Genomic DNA, 16,226 nt, shown 5'->3' with positions numbered 1-16,226 from the left:
ACACAAATCCCTGTGGGAGCGGGCGCGCCCGCGAAAGGGCCGCGACAGGAGATGAAAATCTCGATAACCCCGGTTACATCTTTCCTACACATTGCCCCATCCATTTTCTACCATCCGCCACCCGCCGCTGGGCGTACACCTGCGCGGCAGTTATAATCAGCCGATTTCCCCTTCGCCAAGACACCGAACCCATGACTGAGTCCGTTCTTGACTATATGACCCGCTTGGGTCGCGCTGCCCGTGAGGCTTCCCGGGTGATTGGCCGTGCCAGCACCGCGCAGAAGAACCGCGCCCTGCAAGCCGCCGCCGACGCGCTGGACGCTGCCCGTGCCGAGCTCACCGCTGCCAACGAGCTGGACCTGGCCGCCGGCCGCGCCAGTGGCCTGGAGCCCGCACTGCTCGACCGTCTGGCGCTGACCCCGGCGCGTATCGACGGCATGATCACCGGCTTGCGCCAGGTGGCCAGCCTGCCGGACCCAGTCGGTGCCATCCGCGACATGAGCTACCGTCCATCGGGCATTCAGGTAGGCAAGATGCGTACCCCGCTGGGGGTGATCGGGATCATCTATGAATCGCGTCCGAACGTGACCATTGATGCCGCCAGCCTGTGCCTCAAGTCGGGCAATGCAACCATCCTGCGTGGCGGTTCCGAAGCCATCCACTCCAACCGCGCCATTGCCACCTGCATTCAGCGTGGCCTGGCCGAAGCCGGCCTGCCGGCGGCGGTGGTGCAGGTGGTCGAAACCACCGACCGCGAAGCCGTGGGCGCGCTGATCAGCATGCCGGAATTCGTCGATGTCATCGTGCCGCGCGGAGGCCGTGGCCTGATCGAGCGCATCAGCCGCGATGCCCGCGTGCCGGTGATCAAGCACCTGGACGGCATCTGCCACATCTATGTCAGCCAGCATGCCGACCTAGACAAGGCCTGGAATGTGGCTTTCAACGCCAAGACCTACCGCTACGGCATCTGCGGTGCCATGGAAACGCTGCTGGTCGACCAACAAGTGGCTGAGCGCTTCCTGCCAGAAATGGCCCGCCGCTTCGTGGAGAAGGGCGTGGAGCTGCGCGGTTGCGAGCGTACCCAGGCTATCATCAGCGCCAAACCGGCCACCGAAGCCGACTGGCATACGGAATACCTCGATGCGATCCTGTCGATTCGCGTGGTCGACGGCCTGAACCAGGCCATCGAGCACATCAACCACTATGGCTCGCACCACACCGACTCGATCATCAGCGAACACCAGGGTGAAGCCCGTCAGTTCATGGCCGAGGTCGATTCGGCGTCGGTCATGCTCAACACCCCGACCTGCTTTGCCGATGGCTTCGAGTACGGCCTGGGTGCGGAAATCGGTATTTCCACCGACAAGCTGCATGCCCGCGGCCCTGTCGGTCTGGAAGGCCTGACCTGCGAGAAGTATGTGGTGATCGGCGATGGCCAGTTGCGCGGCCAGGGGTCCTGCTGAGTTGAGCAAGGCCCAGGCAGTCCGGCGTATCGGCATTCTAGGTGGTACCTTCGACCCCGTGCATATCGGCCACTTGCGCAGCGCGCTGGAAGTGGCCGAGTTCATGCGGCTGGATGAGCTACGCCTGTTGCCCAATGCCCGGCCGCCGCACCGCGACACGCCACAGGTGGCCGCGCAGGATCGCCTGGCGATGGTCCGTGAAGCGGTGCAGGGCGTCGCTTGCCTGAGCGTCGATGCCCGCGAGCTGGAACGTGACAAGCCGTCGTACACCATCGATACGCTGGAATCGATCCGCGCCGAACTGTCCGGCCACGACCAGCTGTTCCTGGTGCTGGGTTGGGATGCCTTCTGTGGCCTGCCCGCCTGGCATCGCTGGGAAGAATTGCTGCAACACTGTCACATCCTGGTACTGCAACGTCCGGATGCCGACGTAGAACCCCCTGACGAGTTGCGCAACCTGTTGGCTGCGCGCTCGGAGAGCGATCCCACCGCCATGTCCGGCCCGGCGGGAAATATTTCGTTCGTCTGGCAGACGCCGCTTGCGGTGTCGGCTACACAGATCCGACAGCTGCTGGCCAGCGGCAAATCGGTGAGGTTCCTGGTGCCGGACGCCGTACTGGCCTATATCGAGGCGCACGAACTGTATCGTGCGCCCAACTGACGGTGCCTCTGGCGCCTCATCCAACGAGTTGAACGAGTTTTATATGACCAAGCAGAAAATTTACGGCGAAGAACTGGTCGCAGTGACCAAGGCAGCGCTGGAAGACGTCAAGGCCCAGGACATCCAGGTCATCGACGTGCGCGAGAAGCACAGCCTGACCGACTACATGATCATTGCCACCGGTACCTCCAACCGCCAGATCAACGCGATGGCCGAAAAGGTCCGTGAAGCAGTCAAGGCCAAGGGCGCCCAGCCACTGGGTGAAGAAGGCAAAGGCGACAGCGACTGGGTGCTGCTGGACCTGAACGACGTCATCGTGCACATGATGACCGCCGCTGCCCGCCAGTTCTACGACCTTGAGCGTCTGTGGCAGGGTGCCGAGCAAAGCCGTGCCGCCGATGGCAAGCACCACAGCCCGGACCATGCCCACGAGTACTCCGACAAGCTCAAAGACCGCGAATAAGGAAAGCGCTGTGCGTCTGCGCCTGATTGCGGTCGGCTCGCGCATGCCGAAGTGGGTCGAGGAAGGCTGGCATGAATATGCCAAGCGCCTGCCCGCCGAGCTGTCGCTGGAGCTGGTGGAAATTCCGCTGAACACCCGTGGCAAGAATGCCGACGTCGCCCGCCTGATCCGTCAGGAGGGCGAAGCCATGCTGAGCAAAGTGCAGCCTGGGGAACGCATTGTCACCCTCGAGGTCCATGGCAAGCCATGGAGTACCGAGCAGCTGGCCACCGAGCTGGACCGCTGGCGCCTGGATGCGCGCACGGTGAATTTGATGGTGGGCGGCCCGGAGGGCCTGGCGCCTGAGGTTTGCGCGCGCGCCGAGCAACGTTGGTCGCTGTCGCCGCTGACTTTGCCGCACCCGTTGGTAAGGATACTCATCGGCGAGCAGATCTACCGCGCCTGGACCGTGTTGTCCGGGCACCCTTACCACAAATGAGCCTGTAAGCAGTCCGATGTCGCAGCCGATCCGTCTCAAGGACCACGAGAAAGACGCCCGCCTGGTGCGCAAACGCGTCGTGGTCGGCGCAGTCGCGATCATGCTGCTTGTGTGCGTGTTGATCGCACGGCTGTACTACCTGCAGATCATCCAGTACGACTACCACTCCACGCTGTCGGAGAACAACCGGGTGCATGTGCAGCCGATCCCGCCGACCCGCGGGCTGATCTTCGACCGCAACGGGGTGATCGTTGCCGACAACCGGCCCAGCTTCAGCCTGTCGATGACCCGCGAACGTGCAGGTAACTGGCAGGAAGTGCTGGATACCATCGTCGAAGTGCTGGACCTCACCGCTGACGACCGTGCCCTGTTCGAGAAGCGCATGCGCCAAGGCCGCCGGCCATTCGAGCCGGTGCCGATCCTGTTCGAGCTCAACGAAGAGCAGATCGCCCGCGTGGCGGTAAACCAGTTCCGCCTGCCGGGTGTCGAGGTGGTGGCACAGCTGGTGCGGCATTACCCGCAGGGTGCGCATTTTGCCCATTCGGTGGGTTATGTAGGGCGGATCAACGAGAAAGAGCTGAAAACGCTCGACCCGGTGAACTACAGCGGTACCCACCATATCGGCAAGACCGGCATCGAGCGCTTCTACGAGGCCGCCCTGCACGGTCAGGTGGGTTACGAGGAAGTCGAGACCAACGCCCGTGGCCGGGTGCTGCGGGTGCTCAAGCGCACCGACCCGAAGCCGGGCAAGGACATTGTGCTGAGCCTGGACATCAAGCTGCAGGAGGCCGCTGAAGCCGCCCTGGGAGGCCGGCGTGGTGCAGTGGTTGCGCTCGACCCGCGAACCGGCGAGGTGCTGGCGATGGTGAGTCAGCCTAGCTTCGACCCCAACCTGTTCGTCACCGGCATCAGCTTCAAGGCCTATGCCGAATTGCGCGATTCGATCGATCGGCCGCTGTTCAACCGCGTGCTGCGTGGCTTGTACCCGCCGGGGTCGACCATCAAGCCGGCGGTGGCTATTGCCGGTCTGGACAGTGGCGTCGTGAATGCCAGCAGCAGGGTGTTCGACCCTGGCTACTACCAGTTGCCCAACTACGACCATAAATACCGTAACTGGAACCGTTCCGGTGATGGCTGGGTCGACTTGGACACCGCCATCATGCGCTCGAACGACACCTACTTCTATGACCTTGCGCACAAGATGGGCATCGATCGCTTGTCCAGCTACATGAACAAGTTCGGTATCGGCCAGCGGGTTTCCCTCGATATGTTCGAGGAGTCTGCCGGGTTGATGCCGTCGCGCGAATGGAAGCGTGCCACCCGTCGCCAGGCCTGGTTCCCTGGCGAAACCCTGATTCTCGGCATCGGCCAGGGCTATATGCAGGCTACGCCGCTGCAACTGGCCCAGGCCACTGCACTGATCGCCAACAAAGGTGTGTGGAACCGCCCGCACCTGGCCAAGACCATCGAAGGCCTGCCGCCGGTGGACGACAACCCCATGGAAGACATCGTGCTACGTGACAAGTCCGACTGGGCCAAGGTCACCCATGGCATGGAACAGGTGATGCACAACGCCCGCGGTACCGCGCGCAAGGCAGCTGCCGGAGCCCAGTACCGCATTGCCGGCAAGAGCGGTACCGCCCAGGTGGTGGCGATCAAGCAGGGCGAGAAGTACGATCGCAACAAACTCCAGGAGCGCCACCGCGACCATGCCCTGTTCGTCGCGTTTGCCCCAGCCGAAGCCCCGAAAATCGTGGTTTCGGTGATGGTCGAGAACGGTGAGTCCGGCTCGGGTGTCGCCGCTCCGGTGGTACGCCAGATCATGGACGCCTGGCTGCTCGACGAAAATGGCCGGCTCAAACCCGAGTTCGCGCCCGCCACCGTTACCCAGGAATCGGCCCTGTGATGAACAATTTCGATCGCATGCTCTCCAGCGAGGATGTGATGCGTCGGCGTGCGAGCTTTCTGCAACGCATTCATATCGACGGCCCCTTGCTGATCATTCTGCTGACCCTTGCAGCCGGCAGCCTGTTCGTACTGTATTCGGCCAGTGGCAAGAACTGGGACCTGCTGCTCAAGCAAGCCACCTCGTTTGGCATCGGCCTAGTGTCGATGTTCGTCATCGCCCAGCTGGAGCCGCGCTTCATGGCGCGTTGGGTGCCGTTGGCCTACCTGGCCGGGGTGCTGTTGCTGGTAGTGGTCGACGTGATGGGCCACAACGCCATGGGGGCCACACGCTGGATCAACATTCCGGGGGTGATCCGCTTCCAGCCCTCGGAATTCATGAAGATCATCATGCCGGCGACCATCGCCTGGTACCTGTCCAAGCGCACCTTGCCGCCCCATTTGAAGCACGTGGCGATCAGCCTGGTGCTGATCGGCGTGCCGTTCATGCTGATCGTACGTCAGCCCGACCTGGGGACCGCGCTGCTGATCCTGGCCTCCGGTGCCTTCGTGCTGTTCATGGGCGGCTTGCGCTGGCGCTGGATCCTCAGCGTGCTGGCGGCAGCCGTGCCAGTCGCGGTGGCAATGTGGTTCTTCGTCATGCACGACTACCAGAAGCAGCGGGTATTGACCTTTCTCGACCCTGAAAGCGACCCGTTGGGCACCGGTTGGAACATCATCCAGTCCAAGGCGGCGATCGGCTCGGGCGGGGTGTTTGGCAAAGGCTGGCTGCTTGGCACGCAGTCGCACCTGGACTTTTTGCCGGAAAGCCACACCGACTTCATCATCGCCGTGCTCGGCGAGGAATTCGGCCTGGTAGGCATCTGCCTGCTGCTGATTGTCTACCTGCTGCTGATCGGCCGTGGCCTGGTGATCACCGCCCAGGCGCAGACCCTGTTCGGCAAGCTGCTTGCGGGCAGCCTGACCATGACTTTTTTTGTATACGTGTTCGTCAATATCGGAATGGTAAGCGGCCTTCTGCCCGTGGTGGGCGTGCCGTTACCTTTCATCAGCTATGGCGGAACATCGTTGGTGACGCTGCTGTCAGCGTTTGGCGTTTTGATGTCGATCCATACGCACCGCAAATGGATCGCGCAGGTTTGAATAAGGTGAACAATTTCATGCAAGCAGTGCGTAACTGGGCTGCCCGTTGTGCGCCTTGGATCGGTGCGGTGGGCCTGTTCGGCGCTGTACAGCTGGCCCATGCCGGCGAATACGACGGCTCGCCCGAGGTAGCCGCATTCGTAGGCGAAATGAGCCGCGACTATGGTTTTGCGCCTGAGCAACTGATGGGTGTGTTTCGTGAGGTGCAGCGCAAGCAGTCGATTCTCGACGCCATCTCGCGCCCGGCCGAGCGGGTCAAACCGTGGAAGGACTACCGGCCGATGTTCATCACCGATGCGCGTATCGCTCGCGGTGTGGATTTCTGGCGTCAGCACGAGGCTGTATTGGCACGTGCCGAGCAGGAGTACGGCGTACCTGCGCAGTACATTGTCGCGATTATCGGCGTGGAAACCTTCTTTGGCCGCAATACCGGCAACTACCGGGTGATCGACGCCCTGTCGACGCTGGGCTTCGACTACCCGCCACGGGCCGAGTTCTTCCGCAAGGAGCTGCGTGAGTTCCTGCTGCTGGCCCGCGAGGAGCAGCTCGACCCCTTGACGCTCAAGGGCTCGTACGCTGGAGCTATGGGGCTGCCGCAGTTCATGCCAAGCAGCTTCCGCAACTACGCGGTGGACTTCGACGGGGACGGCCATATCAATATCTGGAACAACCCTGACGATGCTATCGGCAGCGTGGCCAGCTACTTCAAGCGCCACGGCTGGGTGGCCGGCGAGGGTGTGGTCAGTCGCGCCTGGGTGGAAGGTGAGCGCGCCGACGAAGGCCTGACCACCGGCATCGAGCCGGTGAAAACGGTAGGGGAGTTGCGTACGCTTGGCTGGTCGGTTCATGATTCGCTGCGCGATGATCTGCCGGTTACCGCCTTCCGTCTCGAGGGCGAGAGCGGCCCCGAGTACTGGATGGGCCTGAAGAACTTCTACGCGATCACTCGCTACAACCGCAGCGTGATGTATGCCATGGCGGTACATCAGCTTGCGGAACAGCTGGTTCAAGTACGGGGCGTCAAGTAATGCGCGCAATCATCTCTGGCAACGCTTTCAAGCTGCTCACCTGCCTCGCCGTCGGTGTGGCGCTGGTCAGCTGCTCTTCCAACCGCCCGGCCCCGAAAAGTAGTGGTAATGTCGTGCGTAGCCAGCCGGGCCTGGACATCAACCGGGCGCACAAGGACGGCGCACCGTGGTGGGACGTGGATGTGAACAAGATCCCCGATGCCACCCCGACCGTGCACACCGGTAACTACAAGGCCAACCCGTACACCGTGCTGGGCAAGACCTACTACCCGATGCAGGACTCGCGCAACTACCGCGCCGAGGGTACGGCATCGTGGTACGGCACCAAGTTCCACGGGCAGAACACTGCCAACGGCGAGCTGTACGACCTGTATGGCATGAGCGCAGCGCACAAGACCCTGCCGCTGCCAGCCTATGTGCGGGTGACCAACCTGGCGAACGGCCGCAGCGTGATCCTTCGGGTGAACGACCGTGGCCCGTTCTATTCCGACCGAATCATCGACTTGTCCTATGCTGCCGCGAAAAAGCTCGGCTATGCCGAGATCGGCACCGCGCATGTGCGCGTCGAAGGTATCGACCCGCAGCAGTGGTGGGCTCAGCGCGGCCAAACGCCGCCGATGGTGCTGAAGGAGCCGCAAGTGGCGCAGACCCAGGCAATACCGGCCAGTACCGGGCGGGTCGAGCAGTGGACCCCGCCGCCACAGCAGCACGCAGCGCCCGTGGTACCCGTGCAGGTGGGTGGCAACAACGTGCCCGGCGGTAGCGGTGGCAGTTTCTTGCAGGTAGGCGCGTTCGCCAACCCGGACGCTGCCGAGTTGCTGCGCGCCAAGCTCAGCACCATGGTCAATGCACCCGTGTTCATCAGCTCGATCGTGCGTAACCAGCAGACCCTGCACCGAGTGCGCCTGGGGCCGATCGGCAGCCAGGGCGAGATCCAGCAAGCACAAGACAGCATTCGCCTGGCGAACTTGGGGCAGGCAAAGCTGGTCACAGCAGACTGACTGTGGGAGCGGGCGCGCCTGCGAAGACGGCAACACCAAACTATCGGTTTTGTCATGAATTGCCGGTCGCGGCCATGTACAATGACCGCTTTTGCCCGCAGCGACATAAAGCCGCACGTTCGCGGGCCAGGCCATCGGCCATAAAACTAGACTGACTGGCGCTGGGCACATGATCTTGCCCAGGGAACATCTCAGACCATTAGCGATTTTCGAGAGACGGATGAACATCACCAACCTTGCCAAACGACTTTGCCTGCCTGTACTGCTGCTGATCACGCCTGCCGCCTTCGCGGCGGAGCAGATGACGCCGGCGCCACCGCAACTGGCAGCCAAGTCCTACGTACTCATGGACGCGTCCAGCGGCAACGTGCTGGTCGAGAACAACGGTGACGAGCGCCTGCCGCCAGCCAGCCTGACCAAGCTGATGACCGCCTATATCGCCACCCTGGACATCCGTCGCGGCCAGATCGGTGAAAGCGACCCGGTTACCGTCAGTGAAAACGCCTGGCGTACCGGCGGTTCGCGCATGTTCATCAAGGTTGGCAGCCAGGTAACGGTCAGCGACCTGCTGCACGGCATCATCATCCAGTCCGGTAACGACGCCTCGGTCGCCCTGGCCGAGCACATCGCCGGCAGCGAAGACGCCTTTGCCGACATGATGAACAAGACGGCTGCCGACCTGGGCATGACCAACAGCCACTTCATGAACCCGACCGGTCTGCCGCACCCTGAGCATTACTCGTCGGCGCACGACATGGCGACCCTGGCCCGTGCGATCATCAACGTCGACCCGGCCCACTACGCCATCTACTCGCAGAAAGAGTTCTTCTGGAACAACATCAAGCAGCCTAACCGCAACCTGCTGCTGTGGCGTGACAAGACCGTCGACGGCCTGAAAACCGGTCACACCGACGAAGCCGGCTACTGCATGGTGGCTTCGGCCGTTCGTGACGGGCAGCGCCTGATCGCCGTGGTGTTCGGTACCAACAGCGAGCAATCGCGTGCTGCCGAAACCCAGAAGCTGCTGACCTACGGTTTCCGCTTCTTCGAAACCCAGACCTTCTACCAGAAAGGCACCGAGCTGACCCAGGCGCCGGTTTGGAAGGGCGCTACCAGCCAGGTCAAGGCTGGCCTGGCTGACGACCTGACCATGACTATGCCTAAAGGCCAATTGAAGCGCCTGCAGGCTTCGATGACCATGAACCCGCAGCTCACCGCACCGATCGCCAAAGGTGACGTGATCGGCAAAGTGGAAGTCAAACTGGACGAAAAAGTGATTCACAGTGCCGACCTGATCGCCCTTGATGGCGTCGAGGAAGGTGGTTTCTTCCGCCGTATGTGGGATAGCATCCGTCTATTCTTCTACGGGTTGTTCAACTGATACGTGACCTGCATGCCCCCGCGCCTACCGCGGGGGTGTTGTTGTTGCCACGGCTTACGAGGCCGTTTCCGCCATGAGCGAACCAGACGTCAAGTCGCACAAGATCGAATTCCCTTGCGACGATTACCCGATCAAGGTCATCGGTGACACCGTTGTCGGTTTCAAGGACATGGTCATCGAGATTCTCAGCAAGCACGCCAAAGTCGACCTTTCCACCCTGGCCGAACGCCAGAGCAAGGAAGGCAAGTACACCACCGTGCAATTGCACATCGTTGCCGAAAGCGAGAACCAGTTGCACGATATCAACAGCGCCCTGCGCGCTACCGGCATCGTGAAAATGGTGCTTTGATGTCCGCCTGCCTCGGTTTTCGCGAGCTTGGCCTGCAGCCCTATGAACCGGTGCTGGAGGCCATGCGTCGTTTTACCGAGCAGCGCAGCCCGGACAGCCAGGATGAAATCTGGCTGGTCGAGCACCCTGCGGTCTTCACCCAGGGGCAGGCCGGCAAGGCCGAGCACCTGCTGGTGCCGGGCGACATCCCGGTGGTGCAGACCGACCGCGGCGGCCAGGTCACCTACCATGGCCCCGGGCAGCTGGTGGCCTACCTGCTGCTGGATGTGCGCCGGCTGGGCTTTGGCGTGCGTGAGCTGGTCAGCCGTATCGAGCTGGCCCTCATCGACCTGCTCGCCAGCTATGCTGTTCAGGCGTCTGCCAAGCCCGATGCCCCGGGTGTCTATGTCGACGGAGCGAAAATCGCCTCCCTCGGCCTGCGAATTCGCAACGGCCGTTCGTTTCACGGCCTTGCCCTGAACGTGGACATGGACCTTGCGCCATTCCGCCGAATCAACCCCTGCGGCTATGCGGGGCTGGCGATGACCCAGCTGCGCGACCTGGCAGGTCCGATCGAACTCGACGAGGTCAGGACAAGGCTGCGCGGACAGCTGGTCAAGCACCTCGACTACGCTGAGCAGACGACCCTCACGGGCGGAATCGACTGAATATGACAACTGTGCAAGAAGCCGTGCCGAACCTGATACCTACCCAGGATGCCACCCCGCGCCCAGCGCCGAAGAAGGTGGAAGCTGGGGTCAAGCTGCGTGGTGCCGACAAAGTCGCGCGCATCCCGGTGAAGATCATCCCTACCGATGAGCTACCCAAGAAGCCCGACTGGATTCGCGTGCGTATCCCGGTGTCGCCCGAGGTAGACCGCATCAAACAACTGCTGCGCAAGCACAAACTGCACAGCGTGTGCGAAGAGGCCTCCTGCCCGAACCTGGGCGAGTGCTTCTCGGGTGGTACCGCCACCTTCATGATCATGGGTGACATCTGCACCCGTCGTTGCCCGTTCTGCGACGTTGGCCACGGTCGACCGAAGCCGCTGGATCTGGACGAGCCGAAAAACCTGGCTGTTGCCATTGCCGACCTGCGCCTGAAGTATGTGGTGATCACCTCGGTGGACCGCGACGACCTGCGTGACGGTGGTGCCCAGCACTTTGCTGACTGCATCCGGGAAATCCGCGCGCTGTCGCCGGGCGTGCAGTTGGAGACCTTGGTGCCGGACTACCGTGGCCGTATGGACGTTGCCCTGGAAATCACCGCGCAAGAGCCGCCGGATGTGTTCAACCACAACCTCGAGACCGTACCGCGCCTGTACAAGGCCGCGCGCCCGGGTTCGGACTATGACTGGTCGCTGGACTTGCTGCAGAAGTTCAAGCAGTTGGTGCCGCACGTACCGACCAAGTCGGGCCTGATGCTCGGCCTGGGCGAAACCGACGAGGAAGTGATCGAAGTGATGCACCGCATGCGCGAGCATGACATCGACATGCTCACCCTTGGCCAGTACCTGCAGCCGTCGCGCAGCCACTTGCCGGTGCAGCGTTTCGTTCACCCGGACACCTTTGCCTGGTTCGCCGAGGAAGGTTACAAGATGGGCTTCAAGAACGTTGCTTCTGGCCCGCTGGTGCGTTCTTCGTACCACGCTGACCAGCAGGCCCACGAAGCCAAGATCAAGCTCTGAGCTATGCTCTAGCCTAGAGCGGAGCCACAGATGCCGATGCGCGCCCAAGGGCGGCATCGGCATTTTTGTTTGTGTCCCATGCGCTGCAAGGAGCCGCGATGTACTGCGCCAAAACCTTCCAACCCACCCTGCCAGCCGCGCTGCCGGCCAATGCATGTTTTGCCATTGTCGCCCCGGCGGGCGCGGCGCGGCTTGATGCGCACAAGGTTAGCCAGTGGTTCGTTGACCGCGGCTACCGTTGCCATATCTACCCGGGTGCCCTGCAGGCGCAGGGCTACCTGGCGGGGCCGGACCAGCAGCGCCTGCAGGACTTGCATGCAGCGTTTGCCGATCCGGCCATGGACGCCATCCTGTGCATGCGTGGGGGCTACGGCAGCATGCGCCTGCTTGACCAGCTCGACTTTGAACTGATCCGGCGCAACCCCAAGCCGCTGATCGGCTACAGCGACATCACCGCGCTGCATACGGCGATCTACCGGCATGCCGGGCTGGTGACCTTCCATGGGGGGATGCTCAATGCCGACCTGTTGGGGGCCAAGTTGCCACCGACCGAGTCGTCGTTGCTGGCGCAACTGGGTGGGCATGTGGGGGCAGGCGAGCAGGTCGCGCACCCGGCGGGCTTCGCATTGGACTGCGTGCTGCCGGGGGTGGCCAGCGGACCGTTGCTGGGGGGCAACCTGTCGATGCTGGGGGCGACCATGGGGACCCTTGCCGAGCTGGATACCCAGGGCTGCATCCTGTTCATCGAGGACGTCAATGAGCCGTTGTACCGGGTGGATCGGCTGCTGACCCAGTTACGCCTGGCAGGCAAGCTGGAGGGGGTCAAGGGCGTGCTGGTGGGCGACTTTGCCGGGATTACCACAGCGGCGCTGACGCCGTTGCTGGAGGATACGTTTGCACCCCTGGGCGTACCGGTGCTGGCGGGTTGGCGCAGCGGGCACTGTGACCCGAATGTATGCTTGCCCCTGGGGGCTCGGGTGAGGCTGGACAGTGTTCAGCAAACACTGGTGCTGGAGCAGGACCTGTTCAGGGCGTGAAACTACCGGGGCCGCGCAGCGGCCCCGAAATGCCTACTGCTGCCGCAGGCTCTCAAGCAGCTTATGGGTCGGGTAGCCATCCGCCGGCCAGCCCAGCCCTTGCTGGGCATTGCGGATCGCCTTGCGGGTATTGGCCCCGATAATGCCATCTGCATTACCCGCATCATGCCCGCGGCTGTTCAGCAAGTTCTGCAACTCCATGCGCTCGGTGCGGCTGAGCGGCAGATCCTCTTTCGGCCAGCTGCCGGCAATGAAGCCCCAGCCGCTGAAGCGATCCCCGAGCAGGCTCACCGCCAAGGCATAGGACGACGAGTTGTTGTACTTGAGGATGGCGCGGAAGTTGTCCAGCACCAGGAACGCCGGGCCGCGTGCACCGGCCGGCAGCAGCAGGGCGGCAGACAGCTGGTTGCTACCTGCCGGCAGCTGGGTGCCCGCTGGCAGTTTCACGCCCATCGCCAGCCATTCACTCACCGGTTTGCGCAGTGCACCATCGGCCTGCCAGAAGTCGAAACCAGCCGGCACCTGTACCTCGAAGCCCCACGGTTGGCCGCGTTTCCAGCCCGAACTCTGCAGGTAGTGCGCTGTTGAGGCCAAGGCATCTGGTGTGCTGTTCCAGATGTCGCGGCGGCCATCGCCGTCGAAGTCCACGGCATGGGTGTTGTAGGTGGTCGGGATGAACTGGGTCTGGCCCATGGCGCCGGCCCACGAGCCACGCATGGCTTCAGGCTGGATGTCACCATGCTGGATGATCTGCAGTGCGGCGATCAGCTGGTCTTGGGCGAACTGTGGGCGGCGGCCCTCATAGGCCAAAGTGGCCAGCGAGCGGATCACCGACTTGCTGCCCTGGAACTGGCCGAAGTTGCTTTCCATGCCCCATACCGCAACCAGCACCTGGCGGTCCACGCCATAGCGTTGCTCAAGGCGAGTCAGCAGCTCGGCGTTCTGCTCCAGCAGCTTCTTGCCGTTGCGCACACGCAGGGGCGACAGGGCGCCTTCGAGGTATTCCCACACCGGGCGGGTGAACTCCGGCTGGCTGCGGTCTGCCTTGATCACGTCCAGGTCGGGGGTGACACCGAGGAAGGCGCGGTCGAAGGTGCTCGGCGAAATGCCGGCTTGCAGGGCCTGCTCGCGGAAGCCTGCTTGCCATTGGGCGAAGGTTTGCAGGGGCTGGATGTCAGTGCTGACGTCGGGCGTTGCGCCGGGCACGGTCACCACGGGATTGGGTTGGGCAGGGGCCAGCGGCAGCGCGTCGGCGGCGGTGGGCTTTTCCGCACAGGCCACGAGCAGGATGAAGCTGGAGGCCGCGATCAGCTGGCGGGTTTCCCAGCGGGGGATAAGACGGAAGAGCATGCACAGATCCAGAGTTGCAGGTCAGGTGACGACCATACCATGCCTGCGCTTGCGATGCTTTCATGCAGCCAAAAAGTAGGAAGCCTCCCAATCTCTCGATTGGAAGGCTTCGCGGCGGTAGCTGCCTTTGCCCTTGTTCGGTTGTTCCTGGCGGCAGCGGAACAGTGGCTGGGCAACGATGGACTTGGCCTTGTTGGGGCCGTGCTTTTTCGGCTTTTTGCTCATGGCGGGCTTCCCGGGTTGGGTGGGTTTCGCGGCGCACTGTAGGCCCCCCGAGGGGTGGGGGCCAATTGATTGTGTATATGGTCGAGGCTCTGGTGCCTTGTGTAGGAGCGGGTTCACCCGCGAATACGGTGGCGGCAGCAACGGTGAACGGCGGGTGGAAATTGGCCAGCAGGGCCGGCCCTTTCGCGGGTAAACCCGCTCCTACACGACGGCCTGTGCCAAACCCCCGATGTGTGTCCACCACCAATCTGCGTAGGAGCGGGTTTACCCGCGAATACGGTGGCGGCGGCAACGGTGAACGGCGCGTGGAGATTGGCCAGCAGGGCCGGCCTCTTCGCGGGTAAACCCGCTCCTACAGTGGCCGCAGTTACTCGGGAGGCAGGGCCAGGCGTTGGCCAGCCATCAACAGCGACAGCCGCGCCAGGCCAATCCAGGGCGAACCTTCAGCCTGCCCTTTGATCTGCGCATCGATTCGCTGGGCATCCTGCAGCAGTTGCGCCCAACGCTGCGCCGAGAGGCGCTGCAGGGCCTTGCTGACCAGCGGTCGGCGTTTGTCCCAGATGGGCGGGCGGGCCTGGCTGAACGCTTTGTCCAATGGCACGCCTTGGCTGAACTGCTGGGCTAGCCCCGCCAGTTGGCGCAGCTCACGGGCCAAGGCCCAGAGGATGACTGGCGGCTCCACACCTTCACCGCGCAAGCCTTCGAGCATGCGCAGGGCATGCGCAGCCTCGCCGTTGAGAATGGCATCGACCAGGCCGAAGACATCGAAGCGGGCACTGTCGGCGACGGCAGCCTGCACGGTTTCCACGGTGATCTGGCTGCCTTCGGCCAGCAGCTTGAGTTTTTCGATTTCCTGCGCGGCTGCCAGCAGGTTGCCTTCCACGCGCGCGGCAATCAGGTCGACGGCATCACGCTGGGCTGACAGGCCGGCCTGTTGCAGGCGCTGGTTGATCCACTGCGGGAGCTGGTGCACATCCACCGGCCAGATCTGGATGAACTGGCAATGGGCGCCTTCGATCAATGCCTTGCCCCACTTGGTCTTCTGCGCACTGCTGTCGAGCTTGGGCAGGCTGATCAGCAGCAGCGTATCTTCGGCGGGGTTGGCGCAGTATTCCATCAGCGCAGCGGCACCCTTGTCACCGGGCTTGCCCGAGGGCAGGCGCAGTTCCAGCAGGCGGCGCTGGGCGAACAGCGACAGGCTTGCACCGGCCTGGAGCAGGGTGCCCCAGTCGAAGTTGGCGTCGGCACTGAAAACCTGGCGTTCATCGAAACCTTGCTGACGCGCGGCATTGCGGATGGCGTCGGCGGCTTCCTGGCACAGCAGCGGGTCGTCGCCGCTGACCACGTAGACCGGTGCCAGGGCGCCTTGCAGGTGCTTGTTGAGTTGGGCGGGGGCGAGTTTCATGGGGAACAGACGGGGCGCCCGAGGGCGCCCCTCGCGGGCTTAGTTGCCCGGTACTTCCAGTGGCGATTGCTGAGGCGTCTCGGCTTGCTGGCGGCGGGCAGCCTCCAGCGCGGCAGCTTCGGCTTGGGCGCGCTCGTCGGCTTTACGCTGCAGCTCATCCAGTTGGGACGGGGACAGCATCTGCAAACGTACGACCATGGCGTTGACCAGGTCGCGGCGCATTTCTTCGCGGGCGCGTTTGGCTTCCTGCTCGGAGCCGGTGATGTTCGAGCCGTCACGCACGTAGACCTTGCGCACCTCCAGCTTGTCGCTCATCAGCTCCAGGTTGTTCAGGCCCAGGATGCTGTAGTCCAGCTTGGTGGTCAGCTCGTACTCGGCGGTACGGTTGCCGCTGTTGTAGGTCGCCGAGCGCTCGCGCTCCTGTTCGTTGGTCAGCACCAGGCGATACGGTGCGCCGGCGTGTACGTTGACGCCGCTACGTTCCAGCACTTCACGCAGCTGGACCACGGTCGGGCCATAGGCATTGCGCGCGCTGACGTCCATTTCCTTCACGCTCAGCTCGGTGGCGCCGGTGCCGCGCAGCTGGAAACCGCAGGCGCTGAGCATGACCGCCAGGCCGATTACCAGCAAATTGCGTTTGATCATGTTGTTGCTCCCTTTAGGGCCTGTTC

At 63.1% G+C, this 16,226-nt stretch carries 17 protein-coding genes; 13 read left to right on the top strand and 4 right to left on the bottom strand.

Annotated elements, in window-relative coordinates:
• Nucleotides 1-191 precede the first annotated feature (191 nt).
• From PRJ_RS24355 to PRJ_RS24295, 13 genes are all read left to right on the top strand, one after another.
• A complete protein-coding gene (locus tag PRJ_RS24355) occupies nucleotides 192-1,463 on the top strand; it encodes a glutamate-5-semialdehyde dehydrogenase (protein WP_004576854.1) in 1,272 nt (423 codons plus the stop codon).
• A complete protein-coding gene (nadD, locus tag PRJ_RS24350) occupies nucleotides 1,432-2,124 on the top strand; it encodes a nicotinate-nucleotide adenylyltransferase (protein WP_020191776.1) in 693 nt (230 codons plus the stop codon). Before PRJ_RS24355 ends, nadD begins: the two co-directional genes overlap by 32 nt.
• A 43-nt stretch (nucleotides 2,125-2,167) precedes the next feature.
• On the top strand, nucleotides 2,168-2,587 hold the full coding sequence (gene rsfS, locus PRJ_RS24345) for a ribosome silencing factor (RefSeq protein ID WP_009685825.1): 420 nt from the start codon (nucleotides 2,168-2,170) through the stop codon (nucleotides 2,585-2,587).
• A gap of 10 nt (nucleotides 2,588-2,597) precedes the next feature.
• The gene (gene rlmH / locus PRJ_RS24340) at nucleotides 2,598-3,065 is read left to right on the top strand and encodes a 23S rRNA (pseudouridine(1915)-N(3))-methyltransferase RlmH (RefSeq protein ID WP_003249722.1); all 468 of its coding nucleotides are present in this window, start codon (nucleotides 2,598-2,600) and stop codon (nucleotides 3,063-3,065) included.
• A gap of 16 nt (nucleotides 3,066-3,081) precedes the next feature.
• Entirely contained in the window at nucleotides 3,082-4,971 is a 1,890-nt protein-coding gene (mrdA, locus tag PRJ_RS24335) for a penicillin-binding protein 2 (protein ID WP_010955422.1), read from the top strand.
• Between the two features lie 38 nt (nucleotides 4,972-5,009).
• The gene (gene rodA, locus PRJ_RS24330) at nucleotides 5,010-6,113 is read left to right on the top strand and encodes a rod shape-determining protein RodA (protein ID WP_003249727.1); all 1,104 of its coding nucleotides are present in this window, start codon (nucleotides 5,010-5,012) and stop codon (nucleotides 6,111-6,113) included.
• 17 nt (nucleotides 6,114-6,130) lie between these two features.
• The gene (gene mltB, locus PRJ_RS24325) at nucleotides 6,131-7,141 is read left to right on the top strand and encodes a lytic murein transglycosylase B (RefSeq protein WP_014592536.1); all 1,011 of its coding nucleotides are present in this window, start codon (nucleotides 6,131-6,133) and stop codon (nucleotides 7,139-7,141) included.
• The gene (locus PRJ_RS24320; RefSeq protein ID WP_064491146.1) at nucleotides 7,141-8,142 is read left to right on the top strand and encodes a septal ring lytic transglycosylase RlpA family protein; all 1,002 of its coding nucleotides are present in this window, start codon (nucleotides 7,141-7,143) and stop codon (nucleotides 8,140-8,142) included. The genes mltB and PRJ_RS24320 overlap by 1 nt, the downstream gene beginning before the upstream one ends.
• A 220-nt stretch (nucleotides 8,143-8,362) precedes the next feature.
• Nucleotides 8,363-9,523 (top strand): D-alanyl-D-alanine carboxypeptidase family protein, encoded by a 1,161-nt coding sequence (locus tag PRJ_RS24315; protein ID WP_010955418.1) that lies wholly within the window; start codon nucleotides 8,363-8,365, stop codon nucleotides 9,521-9,523.
• A 73-nt stretch (nucleotides 9,524-9,596) separates the two neighbouring features.
• Nucleotides 9,597-9,872 (top strand): DUF493 domain-containing protein, encoded by a 276-nt coding sequence (locus tag PRJ_RS24310; RefSeq protein ID WP_104962617.1) that lies wholly within the window; start codon nucleotides 9,597-9,599, stop codon nucleotides 9,870-9,872.
• Nucleotides 9,872-10,519: a lipoyl(octanoyl) transferase LipB gene (gene lipB, locus PRJ_RS24305; protein ID WP_003249738.1), complete on the top strand. Its 648-nt coding sequence runs from the start codon at nucleotides 9,872-9,874 to the stop codon at nucleotides 10,517-10,519. The genes PRJ_RS24310 and lipB overlap by 1 nt, the downstream gene beginning before the upstream one ends.
• A 2-nt stretch (nucleotides 10,520-10,521) precedes the next feature.
• On the top strand, nucleotides 10,522-11,538 hold the full coding sequence (gene lipA / locus PRJ_RS24300; RefSeq protein WP_003249742.1) for a lipoyl synthase: 1,017 nt from the start codon (nucleotides 10,522-10,524) through the stop codon (nucleotides 11,536-11,538).
• Nucleotides 11,539-11,636: 98 nt separating this feature from the next.
• Nucleotides 11,637-12,575 (top strand): LD-carboxypeptidase, encoded by a 939-nt coding sequence (locus PRJ_RS24295; RefSeq protein ID WP_104962616.1) that lies wholly within the window; start codon nucleotides 11,637-11,639, stop codon nucleotides 12,573-12,575.
• 33 nt (nucleotides 12,576-12,608) lie between these two features.
• Here PRJ_RS24295 and PRJ_RS24290 read toward each other — a convergent pair whose 3' ends face one another.
• The 4 genes from PRJ_RS24290 to lptE all read right to left on the bottom strand — a co-directional run bounded on the left by PRJ_RS24290 (nucleotide 12,609) and on the right by lptE (nucleotide 16,200).
• Nucleotides 12,609-13,925: a lytic murein transglycosylase gene (locus tag PRJ_RS24290; protein ID WP_010955414.1), complete on the bottom strand. Its 1,317-nt coding sequence runs from the start codon at nucleotides 13,923-13,925 to the stop codon at nucleotides 12,609-12,611.
• A 60-nt stretch (nucleotides 13,926-13,985) separates the two neighbouring features.
• The gene (gene arfA, locus PRJ_RS24285) at nucleotides 13,986-14,150 is read right to left on the bottom strand and encodes an alternative ribosome rescue factor ArfA (RefSeq protein WP_003249747.1); all 165 of its coding nucleotides are present in this window, start codon (nucleotides 14,148-14,150) and stop codon (nucleotides 13,986-13,988) included.
• A 367-nt stretch (nucleotides 14,151-14,517) separates the two neighbouring features.
• Nucleotides 14,518-15,555 carry a DNA polymerase III subunit delta gene (gene holA, locus PRJ_RS24275; RefSeq protein ID WP_003249749.1) on the bottom strand — a complete coding sequence of 346 codons (1,038 nt, stop codon included), beginning with the start codon at nucleotides 15,553-15,555 and terminating at the stop codon, nucleotides 14,518-14,520.
• Nucleotides 15,556-15,594: 39 nt separating this feature from the next.
• Nucleotides 15,595-16,200 (bottom strand): LPS assembly lipoprotein LptE, encoded by a 606-nt coding sequence (gene lptE / locus PRJ_RS24270; RefSeq protein WP_014592529.1) that lies wholly within the window; start codon nucleotides 16,198-16,200, stop codon nucleotides 15,595-15,597.
• Between the last annotated feature and the right edge of the window lie 26 nt (nucleotides 16,201-16,226).

Origin of the sequence: Pseudomonas sp. XWY-1 (assembly GCF_002953115.1) — a bacterium.
Classification (GTDB): domain Bacteria; phylum Pseudomonadota; class Gammaproteobacteria; order Pseudomonadales; family Pseudomonadaceae; genus Aquipseudomonas; species Aquipseudomonas alloputida.
The sequence above is the reverse complement of the archived record's forward strand: the minus strand, read 5'-3'. Positions and strand labels throughout refer to the sequence as shown.

What these genes read in the sequence shown, in the direction of transcription:
- lipA (WP_003249742.1), top strand. Translation starts at nt 10,522, where the DNA reads ATGACAACTGTGCAAGAAGCCGTGCCGAACCTGATACCTACCCAGGAT.
- PRJ_RS24310 (WP_104962617.1), top strand. Translation starts at nt 9,597, where the DNA reads ATGAGCGAACCAGACGTCAAGTCGCACAAGATCGAATTCCCTTGCGAC.
- lptE (WP_014592529.1), bottom strand. Translation starts at nt 16,200, where the DNA reads ATGATCAAACGCAATTTGCTGGTAATCGGCCTGGCGGTCATGCTCAGC.
- holA (WP_003249749.1), bottom strand. Translation starts at nt 15,555, where the DNA reads ATGAAACTCGCCCCCGCCCAACTCAACAAGCACCTGCAAGGCGCCCTG.
- PRJ_RS24320 (WP_064491146.1), top strand. Translation starts at nt 7,141, where the DNA reads ATGCGCGCAATCATCTCTGGCAACGCTTTCAAGCTGCTCACCTGCCTC.
- PRJ_RS24295 (WP_104962616.1), top strand. Translation starts at nt 11,637, where the DNA reads ATGTACTGCGCCAAAACCTTCCAACCCACCCTGCCAGCCGCGCTGCCG.
- PRJ_RS24315 (WP_010955418.1), top strand. Translation starts at nt 8,363, where the DNA reads ATGAACATCACCAACCTTGCCAAACGACTTTGCCTGCCTGTACTGCTG.
- mltB (WP_014592536.1), top strand. Translation starts at nt 6,131, where the DNA reads ATGCAAGCAGTGCGTAACTGGGCTGCCCGTTGTGCGCCTTGGATCGGT.
- PRJ_RS24290 (WP_010955414.1), bottom strand. Translation starts at nt 13,925, where the DNA reads ATGCTCTTCCGTCTTATCCCCCGCTGGGAAACCCGCCAGCTGATCGCG.
- arfA (WP_003249747.1), bottom strand. Translation starts at nt 14,150, where the DNA reads ATGAGCAAAAAGCCGAAAAAGCACGGCCCCAACAAGGCCAAGTCCATC.
- rodA (WP_003249727.1), top strand. Translation starts at nt 5,010, where the DNA reads ATGCGTCGGCGTGCGAGCTTTCTGCAACGCATTCATATCGACGGCCCC.
- rsfS (WP_009685825.1), top strand. Translation starts at nt 2,168, where the DNA reads ATGACCAAGCAGAAAATTTACGGCGAAGAACTGGTCGCAGTGACCAAG.
- nadD (WP_020191776.1), top strand. Translation starts at nt 1,432, where the DNA reads ATGGCCAGTTGCGCGGCCAGGGGTCCTGCTGAGTTGAGCAAGGCCCAG.
- PRJ_RS24355 (WP_004576854.1), top strand. Translation starts at nt 192, where the DNA reads ATGACTGAGTCCGTTCTTGACTATATGACCCGCTTGGGTCGCGCTGCC.
- lipB (WP_003249738.1), top strand. Translation starts at nt 9,872, where the DNA reads ATGTCCGCCTGCCTCGGTTTTCGCGAGCTTGGCCTGCAGCCCTATGAA.
- mrdA (WP_010955422.1), top strand. Translation starts at nt 3,082, where the DNA reads ATGTCGCAGCCGATCCGTCTCAAGGACCACGAGAAAGACGCCCGCCTG.